Genomic DNA, 18526 nt, shown 5'->3' with positions numbered 1-18526 from the left:
GTTCGTATCAGTGTTGAATATCGGGCAGGCGGGCCAGCAGCGCGCGGTCCCATTCCAGCGGAATCCCGGCTGCGCGCAGCTGCTGGCGGAAGGCGGCCCGCAGTTCGGCGCTGCCGTGGATGGCGGCGAGCGGCTGGCCGCAGCCGAGCGCAAACACGGCGAGCAGGCCCGCCACTTCACCGATCAGCCATTCGGCCGGGTGGACGCGGGTGCAGGCGTTCACCAGGTGGGTCACGCTGATGTTCTTGCACGCCGGGATCAGGTTGTTGCAATCGGCCGGAATGAAGCTGCCAAGCGGCAGCTCGAACGGGCGCACGCGGGCGTTCACGCCGTGGCCGGACACCACCGTTGGGTGGATGTCCATGTTGTACCAGGCGACGCCGACGTTGTGCGAGTCCGCATCGCTGCCAGGCGTTGCAGTCGCGCCGCCGGGCAGGATGTCAGCCTGCGACAGGCAGGCCAGGCCGATGATGCGGCGCGATTCGCGCACATACACTTGCTGCGCCAGGCCGTCCGGCGTGGCCAGCACGTCGGGCGCCAGCGCCAGTTCCGGGTAGCCGGCGCCGCCGTCCGGACGCGGCGCCTCGGTGCGCAGCCAGTGCAGCAGGCAAAGCGACAGCTCGCGCGCGGCGGCCACCACGTCTGCTTCATCCATGCCGCCGTCCAGCAGCGGATGCAGCGCGTAGTCGTTCTGCGCCCAGTTCACCAGCGACACCTCGCTGCGCGGCGGCTGCCAGTTGGCGGCGCTGACCACGCGGCGGTAGCGCCACAGGTCCAGCGTGGCGCCGCTGCCGAACAGCGGCAGGCGCACGGCTTGCCCGCGCCCGCTGCCGGGGATGTACTCGCTGAACTGCGCGTAGCCGTAGTGCGGCACCAGGTAGCGCGACCAGAAGGCGTAGCCCGGCGGCGCTTCGGCTGCTGCGGCCGAGGCGCTTGCCTCCCGGCGCAGGGCCATGACCACGGTGACGGGCTGCTGGTCGTTGCGGTCCGCCGTCTCCGGCGCGTCCGGTTCGCCGAACTCGCTGCGCGCTTCCTTGCCCAGGCGGTAGGGCAGGCCGGCTGCCTTGATCAGTGCGCCGGTATCGGTTCCGTCCAGGAACCAGGGCGCGTGGATATCGGTGCGCAGTCCCTCGCCGTCGATGACGGTGGCGCTGACGATGGTGCGGCCCGCACGCTGCGCGCTGCACAGGCGCACGCCGCGCAGTATGCGCATGCGGCCTGACGCGATGTGCGGGGCCAGCAGCTGCTCTATATACTCCGCCGCGACGGCGGGTTCCACGCAAAGCCGGCTCACCCAGCCGTCGCCCGGATTGCAGCCTTCCGTCATGGCCGTGTTGTCGCGGAACCCGGGCTGGGCCAGATAGTGCGCGCGCAGCGCGGTGCGCATGGCCATGTAGCTGGCGCTGGCGCCGCCGGATTCAATCAGCGGATGCTCGTCCGGCGGCACGCCCTGGCTGGTCAATTGCCCGCCCAGCCATGCATATTCGGCTGCCAGCAGCACCCGGCGGCCCTGCTGCGCCGCCTGCCATGCAGCGAGCACGCCACCCAGGCTGGCGCCGATCACGGCGATTTCGGTATCGATGCGCGCTATCATGCCGATGCCTCCGCCGCTTGCAGGCGCAGGCCGATTTCGAATGTGCGGTCCCACGGCAGATAGACTTCACGCACCTGCCAACCCAGGCCTTGTGCGCTTGCCCAGGCGTTGGCGTGGCTGGTGTAAGTCAATTCAACAAGGCTGCGCAGGTGTTCTGCACTGCACGCGTCTTCGTCGATGGCTGTGCGCACGGTCTGGCGCAACACGGATTGGTACAGCACATCTTCCAGCAGCCGCAGCGCAAGTACTTCGCGGTTGGCGGCGGTGTGGCGGCGCCCGCGCGCAAGCACGCATTGCGCCACCAGGCTGCCTATGCTGTTGCTGGCCGTGTTCCAGGCCGCGTAGGCCGCGAGCGTGTTCAAGGGCAGCGCCTGCGGCAGCTGGGCGATGAGCATCGGGTCGCCGCCGTTGGCGTAGGCCAGGTCGGCCACCGCAACCGGCTTGGCTTGCGCGTGCCAAGCGGCCAGCTGCTCCAGCCAGCCAGAGGCAAGCGGCTGCGGATCGGGCAGTGGCTTGCGCATGGCCCAGTCACCTTGCTGTCCGCCGCGTGTGTGCACGGCCAGGATCACGTCCGCCTCGGCGCTGCTGTCCACCTGGCGCGCGCCGGCTGCGGCTATCTGGCTGGCGACGGCATCGAGCACTGGCCGGTCTTCGTACAGCGCGCGCAGGCTGCCCACGTGCTGCGGGTCGCTGCAATGCACGTAGAAGGACAGCGGCGGTTCTGCGCTCTGCGCCGCCACCATGTGCGCGCACAGCGTATGCATGACTTCATCCGCACCCGGATAGACCAGCACCTTGCCGGACAGGCCCAGCTCCGCAATGCGCCGCTCCAGCAGGCGCCGTTCGGCGATATTGAAGCCGTATTCGGCGGTGTCGTCTTGCGGCAGCACGAGGCGGTCTATCAGGCCGCTTGCCGCCATGTCCAGCGCGCGCAGCGTGAGCTGCAGGTTGCGTTCGCGCGTGGCCAGGTAGTCGCTGCGGATCGCGTCCGGAATGGCGGCGGCGGCCGCCAGCGCAGCTTCGATGCTGGCGCCGAGCTGGTTGGCCTGGTCCGTTGTATAGGACCAGTTCCAGATCAGCTGCCCGTACTCGGACCAGTAATCCTTTTCTTCCTGGTTGACGTTGTTGTTCGAGATGCGCATGGTGGCGGCAAACGCATACACCGGCTTGCCGGGGGCGGCGGCTTTCAGGCGCGGCACCAGGTCCAGCCAGGCTTCCAGCTCGGCCAGCGTGTCCGGGATGAAGCGGGACGGCACCAGGCCGCCGTAGGCCAGCATGTCCAGCGACAGGACGAAGCCATCGGCGTGCGGCGCCTGCGCCAGCAGCCAGTCGGCCAGTTGCTGCCGGTCCGCCGGGCGCTTCAGGTGGCCGAGCTGATTCACTTCAGGCATGGCCAGCTGCCAGCCCGCCAGGGCCGCCAGCATTTGTACCTGCTCGCGCACGGCGGGGCGGCCGTCAACCGGCAGGGCGGCGATGCGGCGCGGGCTCATGCAGGCCTCCGGAAGGTGGCGATGGCGTGCGGCGCGACGACGTTGCCGCCTTCTGCCGGTGTGCCGTCTGCGCGCACGCGGCGCCAGGCTGTGCCTGCGGTGCGCAGTTCCTGCGGGACGCCAGTGGGGTTCCAGATCCGCAGCTCCAGCTCGGCATCGCCGCTCGCCGGAACCTGCATGCGGCGCAGGGCGGCGTTCTGCAGGGCGGGATTGCCTAGCTCGAAGGGCTGGCGCCATTGCTGGCTGTGGCCGCGTAGCAGCACTGGCGCGCGCCGCAGGCGGAGCGCCTGGGCCAGTACCTGCTGCGGCGACTCGGCGGCATCGGCCACGCGGCTGAAGCTGAATTCGTAGCGTTCGGCGCCAAGGCATTGGGCGCCCGGCGTGGCGAGGTCTGGACCCGCGCCCACGCCACGCGTCACCAGGTCGCGGCGAGACAGCCAGCCTACACTGCGCACCAGCGTGACGCCGAGCCAGCGGCGTCCGCCGGCCTGCAGCACTTCGTATTCCTGCATGGCGCGGTGCGCGAAGGCCAGGTCGCCTGCGGCGATGGCGCTGTAGCTTGGATAAACGCATACCGGCATTTCGCGGCGCGATGGCTGCGCGGGGTAGTCCGCCAGCACCACGGGGCGCTGCTCCCAGCTGAAGGCGCTGTCGCTGGCGGTGTGGGCCAGCGTGTCCGCTACCGGCAGCAGCAAACGGGTGCGTTGGTCGCATGCCTGATTGGTCCAGTCCAGCAGGCACTCGATGGCCGTGCTGTCTTCCCACAGGCGCAGGCGCAGGGTTCCGGTGTTCTCAGTCTGGCCGGACGGGCCGCTGCGGTCCTCCGCCAGGCGCGCGGGCACAGTCATGCGGATGGCCAGCGTCATCTCCTGAACGGGGCCGTTGCTGCGGACGCCCAGCAGTTCGAAGCGGTCTTGCAGGACGGTGCTTTGCTGCGGCGGAGGGGAGTAGTTGTAGCTGTCGCCCGCGTCCAATTCATGCAGCAGCGCCAGCGGATCGGAGGTGGTGGCGCCGCTGCGCTTGTCGGTCCAGTACAGGCGGCCGTCGGCGAAACGCAGTTCGGTAGCGGCGTGTTCGATGCTGGCCGCACTGGTTGCCAGGCCTTCCGCCGCGCGCCCCTCGGCTGCGGGCTGCGCGGTGCAGGCGAGGGCGCCCATGCCGGGCAGCTCGCAGCGTATCGCCACGCGGTAGAGATGGCCGTGGAGCTTGTCCGGGAAGTCGTCCAGCGGCGAGCGCAGGATGCTGTGCGGCGTCACATCCAGGATGGCGTGGCTGATGGCGCCCTCGGGGCCGCGCAGATCGAGCGCGCCGGCCGCATCGCCCGCCAGGAACAGCGTGTGCTTCTGCCAGCCGCTGAAGGGATGCGGCTGCGGGTTGAACAGCGTGAAGCTGCCGTCGTCGGCAAACGGGTTGCCCGAATGGGCGTGCGCGGCAAGGGCTATCATGCCGGCGCCTGCCGCTGCGCGTTCGGTGAGCGCGTCCAGCTTCTGGCTCAGCAGCACGTAGCGGCCTTCCATTTCAGTGTGCACTTCGTCCACGCTGCAGCCGCAGATGGAATCGTGCGCCTGCTGCTGGATCAGCAGCCGCCAGCATTGCTCCAGGTAGCGCGCCGGATGCGCGCCCGGCAGCGCGAGCTGCGCATACAGCGGCTCGACCACGCCCAGCAGGCGGTCTTCCGCTTCCTGGTTCAGGCGCTTGAGGTAGCGCCGGGTGGACAGCACGTCCGGCAGCACGAAGGCCTGCGCGTTCTGGCGTAGCTCGCCGTGCACCGCGATGCGGTCGGGATGGGCCGCCAGGGCCGCGTCCACATAGCCCGCCAGCGTGTCCTGTTTCAGCAGGTACTGCGGCTGCGCGGCGTTGTATTGGGCGATGCGTTCGGCCAGGTGGCTGGTCGATACCAGGTGGTCGCCGCCCTGCGTGAGCAGCAGCGGCGCGCCCTGGCTGCGCGGGCCGATCTGGCCCAGGTAGGTGTCCAGCGCCGCTTGCCAGTTCTCCACGTTGAACGGATGCTGGTAGTAGCCTTGGGTCAAAAACACCGAAGGCACGACGGTGCCGTCCGGCGCATGCCAGTCGAATTCGGAGGCGGAAATGTCCACGCCGCGCCACATGACGGCGGAGTGGATGCCGAAGGAAGCCAGTATCTGTGGCATCTGGCTGATATGGCCGAATGTGTCCGGCAGGTAGCCCACGCGCTGGCAATTGCCCAGCGCCTCGGCGTCGGCAATGCCGATTTCAAGGTTGCGCAGCAGCGCTTCGCCCGCGCACAGGAACTGGTCCGCCATCACGTACCACGGTCCCAGTACGATGCGCTGCTCGCGCACCAGCTTGCGCACGCGCCCGGCCAGCTCGGGCTCGCAGTGCCCCAGCAGGTCTTCCATGGCGGCGGTCTGGCCGTCGAACAGGAAGCTTTGCAGCGCGCCGGATTCCAGCTGCCCTGCCACCTGGTCCATCACGTGGATCAGCCGCGCGATAAAAGTCTGATGCGGCAGATACCATTCGCGGTCCCAGTGCGTTTGCACCACCACGCTGACGCCGGTGCGGCTGCTTGTGCTTGTGTCCATACTGCTCATCCCTTTACCGCTCCTTTTAATGCACCTTCAATGAAATAACGTTGTGTGAAGCCGAAGAACAGCAGGATCGGCAGCACCGAGAAGACAGCGCCGGCGGCCACCAGGCGCCAGTCCAGCGAGAAAGTACTGGACAGCCGGTTCACGCCCAGCGGCAGCGTGAACAGCGCGGGCTGGTCGACAATAATCAGCGGCCACAGGAAGTCGCCCCACACGCCGATGAAGCTGAACACGGCCAGCGTTGCCAGCGAGGGCTTCACCAGCGGCAGCAGCACGTACCACCAGATCTTCAGCCGCGATACGCCTTCCATCAGCGCGGATTCTTCCAGCGCATCCGGCAGCGTGGAGAACGCCTGGCGCATGAAAAAGATGCCGAAGGCGGTGCAGGCGTGCGGCAGCACCAGGCCCAGATAGCTGTTTTGCAGGCCAAGCCAGATTGCCAGCTGGTAGACGGGGATCATCAGCAGCTGGAAGGGAATCATCATGGACGCCAGCAGCACGCCGAAGACCAGGCCCTTGCCCCTGAAGCGCATGCGCGCCAGCGGGTAGGCGGCCAGCGACGAGAACAGCAGGTTGCATACAACGGCCAGCACGGCGACGATGATGCTGTTCTTCAGGTATTGCAGGAAGGGCTGCGTATCGAGCACGCGGCGGTAGTTGTCCAGAGTCGGCTGTGCGGGAAGCAGTTGCGGCGGGTAGGCGAAGATATTCTCTGCGCCGGACTTCAGCGAGGTGGACAGCAGCCACAGGAAAGGTCCGATGGTGAGCAGCGTCAGGAGCGTGAGCGCAAGGTAGCGCAGCGCGTTGCCCAGCAAGCGCTGGCGGCGGAAGGACGTTGCCATATCAGGCTTTCCTTCCCAGCAGGCGCAGATTAATCAGCGAGAACACGAGCGTGATCCCGAACAGCACCACGCCGATGGCCGATGCGTAGCCCATGTCGAATTCCTCGAATGCGGATTGATAGATGTAGTAGACCAGCGTCTTGCTCGAATCCAGCGGGCCGCCCTGCGTCATGACGTACACTTCCTCGAACACCTTCATGGCGGAGATGGAGGACATGACGGTGACCACCGCCACCGAGGGCTTGAGCAGCGGTATGGTGATGTGCAGCGTCTGCTGCCATTTGCTCACGCCTTCCACCTCGGCCACTTCGTACAGGTGGCGCGGGATTGATTGCAGGCCCGCCAGGTAGATCACCATGTAATAGCCCATGCCGCCCCAGACCGTGACCGCCATGACGCTGAACAGCGCATGCGCGGGATCGGTCAGGAAGGCAACCGGGTTGTCCGTCAGGCCCGTGGCCAGCAGGAAGTAGTTCAGGATGCCTTTTTCTTCATACACCCACTTCCATATCAGGCCGCTGATCACCAGCGAGGTGATGGCGGGCAGGTAGAGCGCGGCGCGGAACAGCGTGATGCCGGGCAGCGCGCGGTTCACCAGCATGGCCAGGAAGATGGGCAGCGTCACCAGCACCGGCACCACCAGCGCCAGGTAGAGCAATGTGTTGCGCAAGGCTGACCAGAAGAAGGGGTCTTGCCACAGCGTGCGGTAGTTGGCCAGGCCGGCAAAGGCGGGCGGCGTGATCATATTGAAGCTGGTGAAGCTCAGCGCGATCGCCTGCAAGGCCGGGTAGATGACGAACATGCCCACGATGCCGCAAGCGGGCAGCAGGAACAGATAGGGCAGTAAAGGGTGGTCCAGTTTTCTCATAGCTTTTCGTCGGCATTCCAAACCAGTTTGGCGGCGCCGGCAATGCCGGCGCGGTTGCCCAGAGCGGCGGGCTGGATATCGAGGCTGGCTCCCAGCGCGGCGACGCGTTCAAGCAGCGTGTCCCACCAGAGCTGGCGCGTGTCGGTTACGCCGCCGCCCAGCAGCAGCACTTCTGGGTCGCAGGTCCAGTAAATGTTGTGCAGCTGGAGGGCGAGGTGGTCCAGCCAGGTGGACAGCGCGGACGATGCAGCAACGTCGCCACTGGCCGCCAGGCGCATGATTGCCGCGCCGTCCTGTCCGGCCTGCGCGCTGTGCCCGCGCCTGTAAAGGTTCTGTAATCCGGTGCCGGATACCAGCGATTCCACCGGCACGGCCTTGCCGCTGCTGGCGTCGTAGACCAGCGCCCGGCCGAAGTGGCCGGCCAGGAAGTGTTTGCCCGCCTGGATGCGGCCCTGGACCGCGATGGCGCCGCCCAGGCCCGTACCCAGCGCCAGCATCGCAACCGTGCCCTGGCGGCCCGCCAGCGCGGGGTTGAGCCACAGTTCTCCCAGCAGCGCGCAGTGCACGTCGTTGGCTGCATACACAGGCATTCCGTAGCGCTGGCTGAACCACGCGCCCAGCTCCGTGCCTTTCCAGCCCGGCATGGCATCCGTCGCGTCGGCCACTGCTGCACGCACCGGATCGATCACGCCGGCGGCGGAGATGCCTATGCCCGCTACGGTGTAGCCTTGCCCGGCATGCCCTGCGGCCAGTGTCGCCGACAGCTCGTCGATGCAAGCCGCCATGGCTTCCAGCACGGCTGCTCCGCCTTGCGCGGCATTGGTAGGGCGGCGGCAGGCCGCCAGTTCGCGTCCGGTTTCGTCAACCAGCGCGGCGGCGATCTTGGTGCCGCCCACGTCAACGGCGTAGCAGGCGCGCGTCATGCTCCGCACCCCAGGACGGCGCGCCATTCCTTGTCCAGCGCGCGCATGGCCTGCGGCGTGGTCTGCTTGCCCAGCATGACGGCCTGCAGATTGCGCGCATAGCTCACGCGCAGCTTGCTGTATTTGCGCACCGGCGGCACCAGCACAGCGCCGGTCTTCACCTGCTGAACGGACAGTGCGCGCGCCGCCTCCATCAGAGGATCGCCCAGCGGAGCGCTGAAGAAGGCGTCGCTGTAGCTGGCCGTGGTGGACGGCAGCACCGGCACGCGCTTGGCGAACTCGGTCTGGTTGGCGGCGCTGGTGAGGAACTGCGCGAAGGCGAAGGCGGCGTGCTTGGCGCCGGAACTCTCCAGCACCGCGATATTCATGGCCGCAATGCTGGCCGGCGCGCTGCCCGAGCCGATCTGCGGCGCCACGCCTATCTGTCCGTAGATGCCGGGGTTGGTGTTCTTTATATAGCCAAGGAACTGCATGCCGGTGCTCACCATGGCCACTTCGCCGGACAGGAACATCTCGACGGCCTTGCGGTGGCCTTCGGTGACCACGTTCCTGGGCACCAGGCCGTCCTGGTACAGCATGCGGTAGGTCTCGAACAGGCGCGATCCGCCTGCATTGGTATAGCCTGGACTGCAGCCGTCCGCGCTGAGCAGGGGATTGCCGGCTGCGACCAGCGCCTCCAGCGGCGTGCTGGCGTCCAGCGCGGGGAAGTAGGCGTAGCTGCCGGTGCGCTGCTTGATGGCGCGCGCGGCGGGAGCCAGTTGCTCCATGGTGGCCGGCAGGGCGGAACCGGAACGGGCCAGCATGTCCTTGTTGTACAGCGTGACGTTGGTGTTCAAATACCAGGGCATGGCGAAGGTCTTGCCGTCCAGCCGGTTGGCGCGCCACACGGCGGGCAGGAAGGCCTGCACCTGCTCCGGCGACAGATAGGCTTCCGGATTGGCCAGCGCGCCGAATTCAGCCAGCTTGGCGGCGAATTGCGGATTCAGATTGACCACGTCCGGCGCGGAGCGCGCAGCCAATGCCGCCAGCGTCTTGCGTTCCATCTCGGCCCAGGGCACGTCGATCCATTTGATGGACACGCCGGGATGGCTGCGTTCGAATGCGCCGATCACGCCTTGTATATAGGCGTCGTTGTGGGGCGAGAGCTGCATGGTCCAGAATTGCACCTGCTGCGCCGCCATGGCGGCCTGGCTGCACAGCAGTGCGCAGGCGGCCAGGGCGGGGCGTATCAGCTTGTTGGGCATAGTTGTAGTGGTTCACAAGGTCAGTTCATCAATAATATACCAATGGTATAGAAAAATGCTGGAAATATCGATATTCGTCTAAAAATAATCCACTGGTCTACTTTTGTGTGTTTTCTGATGCTAAAATGTACCAATCCGACCTACCTTCATGGAGAATGCCTTTGGAAAAAGCCGAGAAATTGGACCGCGCCCAAAAGCGCGACATGCTCAAACAGAACCTGCTGAACCTGATACAGCAGAACGGCGAGGGCGTCCGCCTGCCGTCTGAAAGGGAACTGGCCGAGCGCCTGGGCGTGGCGCGCGAGACGCTGCGCCGCAGCCTGCGCGACCTGGAGAAGGATGGCCTGTTGCAGCGCAAGCAGGGCGCCGGCACTTTTGTGTCGGGCCAGGCGCTGGTCAAGCAGCTGCAGTTGATTTCGTTTTCCGAGGACATGCGCGAGCGCGGCCTCACGCCGTCCAGCGAGGTGCTCTCCACCCGCGTGATGCGCGCAGGCGCCAAGCTGGCGCAGAAGCTCAAGATGATGCCGGGCGCGGAGGCGATCGAGATTCGCCGCCTGCGTTTCGCCAACGACGAGCCGATGGCGCTGGAGACCGTGTACCTGGTGCGCGAATCGGTGCCGGACTTCGATCCCACGCTGCTGGCCACGCACTCGCTGTATGAACTCATCGAGCGCAACTACCAGCTGCACATCAAGTCGGCCACGCAGCAGATCCACGCCACGGTGCTTAACGAGGACGAGGCTGACCTGCTCGACGTGGCGCCGTTCAGCCCCGCGCTGCTGGTGGAGCGCCAGGTTATCACCAGCAGCGGCAAGATCTTCGAGTACGGCAAGAGCTTGTATCGCGCCGACCGCTACCGCTTCGAAGTCAACGTGCTGCGCCCTGCATCCGCCGACGGTGCTGCGGACGGCGCGGAGGATGGTGCGGCATGAGCGTGGACAAGCAGCGCCGCCTGCGCAGGCTGGACGAGGTGATGGCCGGCAGGCTTGTGGTTTCTTGCCAGCCAGTCGATGACGGCCCGCTGGACAGCCACGACGTGGTAAGCCGCTTCGCCATGGCGGCGGTGATGGGCGGCGCCGGCGCCGTGCGCATCGAGGGCGCGGCCCGCGTGGCTGCGGTGCGGCCGTTCATTTCCGTGCCCGTTATCGGCATCGTGAAATATGACCTGGACGACTCGCCAGTGCGCATCACGCCTTTCCTTGACGATGTGGCCGCGCTGATCGCTGCGGGCGCCGACATTGTGGCGGTGGACGCCACGGCGCGTGCGCGTCCGGTGCCTGTGGCGGACCTGCTGGCGGCCATCCACGCCGGCGGCGCCTGGGCCATGGCCGACTGCTCCAGCAGTGAGGACGCGCTGGCCGCGCATGCGCTGGGTTTCGACATTGTCGGCACCACCTTGTCCGGCTACACCGGCGGCGAAGTGCCGCAGGAGCCGGACTATGCGCTGATCTCCACGCTGGCCGCCACGCTGCCGCGCGTCATGGCCGAGGGCCGCATCCATACTCCGGAGCAGGTGGTGCAGGCACGCCAGGCCGGTGCCTGGGCTGTCACGGTGGGTACGGCCATCACTCGCACGGAGCTGGTCACGCAATGGTTTGCAGAGGCCATGGCGCCGCAAGCCTAGTACAGCGGCGCCTGAGCACCGTCTCTTCCCCGCAGCAGCCGCCACGCGCCGCTTTATGCGGCGCGTGGCGTTTTTATCAGCGCGATTTCCTGGGCGCCAGCGTTGCCTGGTCGATGACCTTGCCGTAGATATTGCGCGTGAGGATATTCATGCGGTTGCCCTGCACGTGCAGCGTGGTGTAGGTCTGGATATCGTCGTCGTACAGCACGTCGGCGATGGCGGGCATGCCGGTGCGGCTGCTGGCGTTGTAGAACTTGGCGGAATCCGATCCGGCGATCAGGTAGGTGACGCCCCGGCCGTCCGGTTTCCCGGCCGTGACGGGAACGCTGCGCGCATACTGGTGGTCGTGCCCGGCGATGACCAGGTCTATGCCGGCGCGGTCGGCCGCCTCCGGCACAAAGCGGCGGGAGAATTCATTGCCCGAGTCGGCATTGCCTTCGTAGGCGGGCCTGTGCATCATCAGCACTCTCCACGTCCTGGATGAGGCCTGCATGTCCGCAGCCAGCCAGTCCATCATGGTCTTCCATTCGGCGTCCGTGAACAGCTCCGTCGTAATCACCGCAATGTGCATATTGCCGTAGTCGAAGCTGTAGATGGCCTGTTTGTCGGCGGCGAGGGGGCCGTTGGCCGGCGTGCGGAACAGCGACTGGAACTTGCTGCGCCCCTCGTTGTACACCTCGTGGTTGCCCTGCGCGGGCACGAACAGCGCCGATCCCATGCGGCCGCCGCCTTCCAGCGCCTCGAAGAACTGTCGCTGCATCTGGTAGTCGCTGCCGTCGTCGGTCATGTCGCCCACATGCAGGATCAGGTCCGGGTTGGGCAGCTGCGCCTGCATCTTGGCATACAGTTCGCTGACCAGCGGGGCGCCGTCGCGGATATTGCCGTCGGTATTGGTCTGCGTGTCGCCGAACAGGTAGAGGCGCACCTCGTCGTCGCGGTCATCCGTGCGGAAGCTCATCACCTCTCCCGCCGCGCTCTCGTTGCCCGCCTGGTAGTAGTAGACGGTGCCGGGCTTCAGGTTCGGCAGGCTGGCGTGGCTGACGCGCACCACGCCGGATTCGGCGCCGTAGAAGTAGGGCAGCACTTCGGTTTCGGATGCGTCCAGCACGCGTTCCAGCGCGGGGGATTCGCCGTAGCGTATCCAGTTGCTGCGCGCGCTGGTGGCCGTCATCCAGCTGACGTTGACGGCGTCCTGGCGAGCTGCAGGGCTGAGCCGCACATAACGCGGCGCCGCGCCCAGGCGCTCGGGTACGACGATCACGGGCGAGAGCAGCGAGGCGCCCGGGGAGCCTGCCGCGTCGAACACACGGAAGTAGACCTGTGCGCTCGCGGTGCCAGCAGCCGGCGAATAGGCGATTTCACCCTTGTCGTTGGTCACGCCCAGCCTGGTCTGCTTTGACACGGCGCCGGAAGCCGCGTTGTACTCCAGCTGCTCCACGGTCACGCCTGCGGCGGGACGGCCGCTGCTGTCCACGATTTGCAGCGTGCCGGGCTTGCCCAGCTGCGCCAGCTTGGTCAGCACGCGGTATTTGCCTGTGATGTCCTTGCGAATGACGGGCGCAACGTAAGGCTTGCCGTTCACCGTGCCGCCCACTACCACGGACACCGCGCCGCCGGCCACGTAGTCGAACACGTTCAGCCGTATCAAGGCCAGCGTGGACAGGTCGCCCTTGAAGTTGCTGAACGTTCCTTCCCAGTAGCCGGCCCGGCTGGTCACGCCGGCCGGACTGGCGTCGGCCGGCACCACCTCCAGGCTGGCCTTGGTGCTGTCGTACTGCAGCGTCAGTGTCAGGCTGTCCGCCGGGGCGCCTTTGACTGCTTTCAAGGGGAAATCGAAGCGGCCGGACGGATAGACCGTGTCGATCTTGTCCTCCACGTAGAAGCGGGTGGCGCCGGTATCGACGTTGAACAGCGATTCGCCGGCGCCCACATTGCCATTGATGTCGAACGTGCGGTAGCTGATCTTGTGCCAGCCGTCGGCCAGGCCGGGCAGGGCCACCTTGAAGGCGTCGCGGCCGTTGTTGCTGATGGGGGCGGCAATGTCCACGCCGTCGAGCTTGAGCTCAAGGCGGGTCATGTCGATGCCGGAGACGTCCTGTGCCTGCAGCTCGATATTGACGGTGCTGGCGTTGACCGTGGCGCGGTTCGCCGGCGTGACCTGCACGGCGGGGCCTTGCAAGTCCGTGTCGGCGCTGTAGATGGCGGTGAAGTTGTCGAGGTAGACGAAACTGTCGATGCGCTCCGGTGTGTTGAGCACGAGGAAGCGGAAGGGCTGGTCGAAGCGGAAGGGGGCGCGGAAGCCTTCCGGTATCGCCGCGCGCATGAAGGTCCAGCCGGTTTGTGGCAGCGCGTCGCCCGAGTTGTTGTAGTCGATGGTGACGGCCTTGTTGTCCGCGTCGCGCAGCTGGCCGCGCACCCACCAGTTTTTGCCGGCCAGCGCGGGCGGAATGAACACGTTCACGCCCAGGGCTTTGGGATAGCCTTTGAGCGTGGTCGCTTTTGCCGGATCGGCCAGGTAGGCGCCGAACGTGCCCGGCTGGGCGGGATCGGCAACCCAGCTCAGTTTGAGCGAATTTTTCCCGGCAAACGACTCGGCGCCGGCCAGCCCCAGCGTGGCCGACTTCTGCCGCGCGCCGCTGGCCGCATAGGCGCCGGCGCCCGCTTCAAAATCTTCGACGATGGCCGGCGGCACGCCGATGCTGACCGTCGTCGATGCGCTCAAGGCGCCGTATCGGACGGTGATGGTCAGCTGTTTGCCGAATACCTTGGCGGCGGTGAACACGCCGGTCTTGCTGTCCAATTCGCCCAGGCCCTGGGTGCTGAGCTGATACTGCAAAACGGATGGGCTGTACTGCACCGGTGTGCCGTCCTTGAGCATGACTGGCAGCACAGCCAGCTGCTCGCCGCCGTTCAGCGACACGTCGCTGCGGTCGAAAATCAGCGTGTCCGGGCTTTTGGTGATCCTGAGCCGCGCGGCGCCTTTGTCCTCGCCCAGTGCGGCGACCATATAGCCTTCGTCCTCCACCTCGCTGGCGCGGAACTGGCCGGTGGCTGCGACGACTTGCCCCAGCGTGGCCTTGCTGGTGCCGAAACTCAGGCTGCCGGGTGTGGAAAAGTAGCTGTCGCCGTTATAGCCGACCGCTTTGAAGCGGTAATCGGAGCCCGCCAGCAGCGTCACGTCCCTGGGCATCACGTTCACGCCGTTCGGATAGCGCACCTTGCTGCCCTTGATGACCAGGCCCCACTTGTTCCCCACCGGGCGCTCGATGCCGTCGGAGGGCTGGTTGATCGCGTGGGTGTATTTTTCGCCGGGGGCGCGCATTGCGATTTCGGAGGAGCCGCCGCCATCGAGGTTGATGGCCTTGACCGCGCCGTAGGCGAGGGCGATCTGCCCCAGTTTCCTGAACGTGACGCCGTCGGTGGGCGAGCCGGCCGGCTTGTCCACCACGGCAAGGAAGGCGGAGCCGTCCGCGCGCAGGCCGAACATGGTGCGGCTACTGACCAGCACTTCATTGGCTGCGCCGTCGGCCAGCTTGCCGTCCTTGACCAGCAGCTGCGCCGTGGCGGCGCCGCTGCCCGGCGTCGAGCCCGCGCCCAGCGCGTACTTGACATTGTTCCACTCGGCGTCGGTGGTCTGGTAGTCCACGGCGATCTCGTCGCCGGCCTTCCACGGGGCCGTTCCTGCCGGGCCATCGAGCACGAGCAGCGCGCTGCCCGATGGCACGATGTAGGCCGCGCTTTGCGGCGCCTGTGCCGTCAGCTTGCCCTTGAATGGCGCAAACTGCACCAGTGGCTTGCCGTCCGGGTTGGCCACCACGGTGACGTTGTTGACCTCGGGCGCCAGCAGATAGGCGGACTTGCCGCGCAAATCGACAGCGCCGCGGAAGTTGTCGCCGGGGTAGATGGATACGGTGCCGCCGGCCTGGCGCACCGCGTTATTGCGCGCGTTTTCGCGGTCGAAGTAGGAGACCTCTTTCACCAGGCCGGACTCGCCCTGGTTGCGCGTCCAGCGCAGCGAGAAGTCGGGCAGCTTGTCCACAATGTCGATGCTGCCGTCGTTCTTCACCAGCACGGCGCCCTCGGCCTTGGGCGATGCGCCGCCGTAGGTGACGCCGTTGAGCTTCATCATGCCGACGTTCCAGCCGTTGAAGGTATTGAAGAAGTCGGCATTGACGGCGGCCAGCACCGGCACGCCCTTGTCGATCTGGCGGTTGGCCGAGGCCGACACCGTCTCCATGCTGAACTGCCCGGTCGAACGTTCTATCGGAACCAGCTCCACGCCGCTGCTGTCGCCGGTCTTGAAGCTGAGGACGTTGATGGCGGCGCCCTTGGTGTGGTTCAGCTGCCCTGAAAAGAGCTGGACGTCCTGGTTGATCTGGTAGGCCTGGTAGCCAGATATGGCGGTTTTAACCGTTTCAGTGGCTGTGGTTCCGTCGATGACAGGAGGCGGCACGCTGGCGAACAGCTTGTCCACGCCGGGCGGCGGCGCGATGACGTAGGTGGCCAGTGCATCGCTGCCCGGCTGGTCCACGTAGCCGTGGTGGGGGGATGAGCACGCGGCCAGCGCCAGTGCCAGTAGTATCGGTTTGAAGCACTTCATCAATGTTCCTCAAGCTGTTGTACAACATATGGCACCGGCGCGGTTGCGCCGGCTCTATTCGGTCTTGTGGTATTGCGCCAGCGTGGGCAGGGCGCTGAAAGCGCCGTAGCGCGTGCAGGCGAGCGATGCGCAGCGTACTGCGAAGGCGATCTGCACGGCCAGCCAGGTTGGACTCTCCAGCCGCTTGCGCAGCTGGTCCGGTTCGATGTCGTGGCAGGCCAGCTGGCGCAGCAGCGCTGCGACAAAGGCATCGCCTGCGGCCGTCGTGTCGACCACCGCCAGCGGCGGCACACGGTGGTACGCGCTGCCCTTGCGCGTCACCGTGCGCACCGCCTGGCCGCCGTCGGTGATGACGATCAGCTCCGTGGCGCCGGCGAAGCAGTGCGCCTCCAGCGCCTCCTGAGGCGCGTCTCCGCACAGCCAGGCCCACTCGCCGGCGCTGAACTTCAGCAGGTGGGCGCGCGGCATAACCTCGCGTATCATGCGGGCCGCGCCGCCGTCGCCACCGTCCTGCGGCCACAGCGCGGGCCGCCAGTTGACATCGAAACTGGTCAGGCAGCCGTTCTCCTCGGCCAGTTCCAGTGCGCGCCAGGTGGCGCTGCGCGCCGGCTCGTGCGTCAGGCTGTTGGAGCAGAAGTGGAAATAGGGCTTGGGGATGAAGGCGGCCGGATCGAGATCGTCCGCTGTAAACAGCAGGTCGGCGGAGGGCGGGCGGTAGAAGCTGAAGCTGCGGTCTCCGCCCGCATCCAGCGCCACCACCGCCAGCGCTGTGGTGGCGGCGGCGGTGCGGCGCACATAGCGCGTGTCGACGTCGTAGTGCTGCAGCTGCGCCAGCAGGAACTTGCCGAAATCATCTGCGCCCAGCATGCCGATGAAGAAGGATTGGCCGCGCAGGCGCGCAAAGCCCACCGCGACATTGGCGGGCGCACCGCCGGCGTTACGGTGGTACAGATCCAGGCCGGACGGGTCTTGCAGCAATTCGATCAGCGCTTCGCCGAAAGTGAGCAGGGCTTTCATCGCGCGCCTTCGGCGGGCCGGCAGCTATCGCGTTCGCCCTGCAGCACGGTGTGGTGAAAGTAGGCCGAAATTGCGCTAGTGGTATGGAAATTCGTGGTTTTTGTCATGATTTTGTAGTCTTGGACAATTCTTGAACAAAATGTCGTGTGCCAATGGTACTATTAATTAAAAGAATAGGTCTAGTTTAATCTCGGAGATGTCATGACAAAACCCGCTTTCCCCCGTTTTTCCTCCTGGCGCCTGGCGGCGCCGTTGCTGATGCTGGCTGCGGCCGGTGCCGGTGCCGCTGCAGCGGAGGCCACGCCGCAGGCCGAGGTGCGCGGCACCTGGCTTACCACCACGGCCAACAGCGCGCTGCGCACTCCGGCCGATACGGAGGCCACCATGGCGCGCCTGCGTGCCATCGGCATGAACACGGTCTATGTGGAATCCTGGAAGAACGGCTACGCGCAGTTTCCGTCCGATGTGCTGGAGCGGACCGTAGGCGTGCGCCAGCGGCCAGCGCTCATGGCGCAGGATCCGAGCGACAGCCCGGCGGCACGCCAGGCGCCGCCGCGCGACCTGCTGCAGGAGGCGCTGATTTCGGCCCACCGCAATGGATTGGTCTACATTGCCTGGTTTGAATACGGCTTTATGGCGGCCTACAAGGACACCATTAACGACCTGCGCCGCAAAAAGCCCGAGTGGCTGAGCCGCGACAAGGACGGCGGCGAAGTGGCGCCGAACGGCTTTGTGTGGCTTAACCCGCTGCATCCGGAAGCGCAGCGTTTCCTGCTCGACTTGGTGCTGGAGGCGGTCGAGAAGTACGACCTGGACGGCGTGCAGCTGGACGACCACGTGGTCTGGCCCTACGTCACCATGGGCTACGACGAGTACACCCAGCAAGCCTACGCGGCCGATCACGGCGGCCAGCGTCCGCCGGCAGACCATCTGGACAAGGAGTGGGTGCGCTGGCGTGCCGAGAAGGTGAACGAGTTCGGCAAGCGCTTCGTGCAGGAACTGCGGGCGCGCCGTCCGGGCCTGCTGGTCTCGCTCAGCCCCGCCACGCACCCCTGGGCGCGCGACCACTACATGCTGGACTGGCCGGCGTGGGCGCGCTGGTCCAAGGGCTGGGACGAATTTGTACCGCAGGTCTACCGCGTCGGCTACGAGGCTTATGAAAAAACCTGGCACGAGCAAGTGGCCGCCATGCGGGATGAGGGCGGCGGGCGCCTGCGCGACATGTTGGCCGGCATACGCATCGTCGGCGAAGGTCCGGACTCGAGCTGGGACCAGCTGCGCCGTTCCATCGAGCTGGCGCGCAGCACCGGCAGCGGCGGCCATGTGCTGTGGTACAGCAGGGGCGTGCTGGACCTGTACGAGGCCCAGCTGACGGACTTCTACAAGCAGAGCGGTCCGGCTGTTTCGCCCCGTTTCGGCGCGGGCTGGCGCCAGCATTCGGTGGCGCTGCGGCACGCGGGCAAGCCGGTGGGCGGGCTGCAGCGCTGGCCGGTGCCGCGCCTGCCGGCGGGCGCCTACCGCGCCATAGGCCACGACGGCGTTACTTGGCGCTACCTGGACGCGCCGGTGGTGGCAGGCCGCATTTTGTCCGCACCAGTGGTCTACAAACGGGTGGAAGTGCTGCTGGATCGCCGCAAAGAACTGCTGCAGACGCAACAGCTTTCCAAATAAATACCAATGTGGTCTATTTTGTATTTGCAAAAATAGACCACATGGATTAAGTTTGAGTCTCGTAGAAAAATAACTCCTGGGAGAAT

General features: G+C 66.3%; 12 protein-coding genes. 3 read left to right on the top strand and 9 right to left on the bottom strand.

All coding sequences use genetic code 11. The annotated features are described in order from the left end of the window. Window positions 1-7: 7 nt before the first annotated feature. From KT882_RS18385 to KT882_RS18355, 7 genes are read right to left on the bottom strand one after another with little or no spacing between them, the layout of a single operon-like run. The gene (locus KT882_RS18385; RefSeq protein ID WP_228892956.1) at window positions 8-1594 is read right to left on the bottom strand and encodes an FAD-dependent oxidoreductase; all 1587 of its coding nucleotides are present in this window, start codon (window positions 1592-1594) and stop codon (window positions 8-10) included. Next, complete coding sequence (locus KT882_RS18380) at window positions 1591-3084, bottom strand: DUF4127 family protein (RefSeq protein ID WP_228892955.1); 1494 nt, start codon at window positions 3082-3084, stop codon at window positions 1591-1593. The genes KT882_RS18385 and KT882_RS18380 overlap by 4 nt, the downstream gene beginning before the upstream one ends. Then, complete coding sequence (locus KT882_RS18375; protein WP_161071140.1) at window positions 3081-5645, bottom strand: glycoside hydrolase family 38 N-terminal domain-containing protein; 2565 nt, start codon at window positions 5643-5645, stop codon at window positions 3081-3083. The genes KT882_RS18380 and KT882_RS18375 overlap by 4 nt, the downstream gene beginning before the upstream one ends. A gap of 5 nt (window positions 5646-5650) precedes the next feature. Beyond that, window positions 5651-6493, bottom strand: a complete 843-nt coding sequence (locus KT882_RS18370) for a carbohydrate ABC transporter permease (protein WP_161071141.1) — start codon at window positions 6491-6493, stop codon at window positions 5651-5653. Between the two features lies 1 nt (window position 6494). Then, a complete protein-coding gene (locus tag KT882_RS18365; protein ID WP_228892954.1) occupies window positions 6495-7361 on the bottom strand; it encodes a carbohydrate ABC transporter permease in 867 nt (288 codons plus the stop codon). Beyond that, entirely contained in the window at window positions 7358-8284 is a 927-nt protein-coding gene (locus KT882_RS18360) for an ROK family protein (RefSeq protein WP_228892953.1), read from the bottom strand. Before KT882_RS18360 ends, KT882_RS18365 begins: the two co-directional genes overlap by 4 nt. Next, window positions 8281-9528, bottom strand: a complete 1248-nt coding sequence (locus KT882_RS18355) for an ABC transporter substrate-binding protein (protein ID WP_228892952.1) — start codon at window positions 9526-9528, stop codon at window positions 8281-8283. The genes KT882_RS18360 and KT882_RS18355 overlap by 4 nt, the downstream gene beginning before the upstream one ends. Before the next feature lie 203 nt (window positions 9529-9731). On the opposite strand from KT882_RS18355, the gene KT882_RS18350 reads away from it, so the two are divergent. Beyond that, the gene (locus KT882_RS18350) at window positions 9732-10460 is read left to right on the top strand and encodes a GntR family transcriptional regulator (RefSeq protein ID WP_161071145.1); all 729 of its coding nucleotides are present in this window, start codon (window positions 9732-9734) and stop codon (window positions 10458-10460) included. Further along, window positions 10457-11152, top strand: coding sequence for an N-acetylmannosamine-6-phosphate 2-epimerase (locus KT882_RS18345; RefSeq protein ID WP_161071146.1), 696 nt, complete (start codon window positions 10457-10459; stop codon window positions 11150-11152). The genes KT882_RS18350 and KT882_RS18345 overlap by 4 nt, the downstream gene beginning before the upstream one ends. A gap of 76 nt (window positions 11153-11228) precedes the next feature. On the opposite strand, the gene KT882_RS18340 is transcribed toward KT882_RS18345, so the two are convergent. Next, window positions 11229-15752 carry a phosphodiester glycosidase family protein gene (locus KT882_RS18340; protein WP_228892951.1) on the bottom strand — a complete coding sequence of 1508 codons (4524 nt, stop codon included), beginning with the start codon at window positions 15750-15752 and terminating at the stop codon, window positions 11229-11231. A 54-nt stretch (window positions 15753-15806) separates the two neighbouring features. Beyond that, window positions 15807-16769: a carbohydrate kinase family protein gene (locus tag KT882_RS18335; protein ID WP_228892950.1), complete on the bottom strand. Its 963-nt coding sequence runs from the start codon at window positions 16767-16769 to the stop codon at window positions 15807-15809. A gap of 201 nt (window positions 16770-16970) precedes the next feature. Between KT882_RS18335 and KT882_RS18330 the strand changes: the two genes are divergently transcribed. After that, window positions 16971-18440 carry a glycoside hydrolase family 10 protein gene (locus tag KT882_RS18330; protein WP_161071149.1) on the top strand — a complete coding sequence of 490 codons (1470 nt, stop codon included), beginning with the start codon at window positions 16971-16973 and terminating at the stop codon, window positions 18438-18440. Window positions 18441-18526 lie beyond the last annotated feature (86 nt).

This window comes from Pseudoduganella aquatica (assembly GCF_020865585.1).
Classification (GTDB): domain Bacteria; phylum Pseudomonadota; class Gammaproteobacteria; order Burkholderiales; family Burkholderiaceae_D; genus Rugamonas; species Rugamonas aquatica_A.
This window is presented reverse-complemented; position numbering and strand designations above follow the sequence as displayed.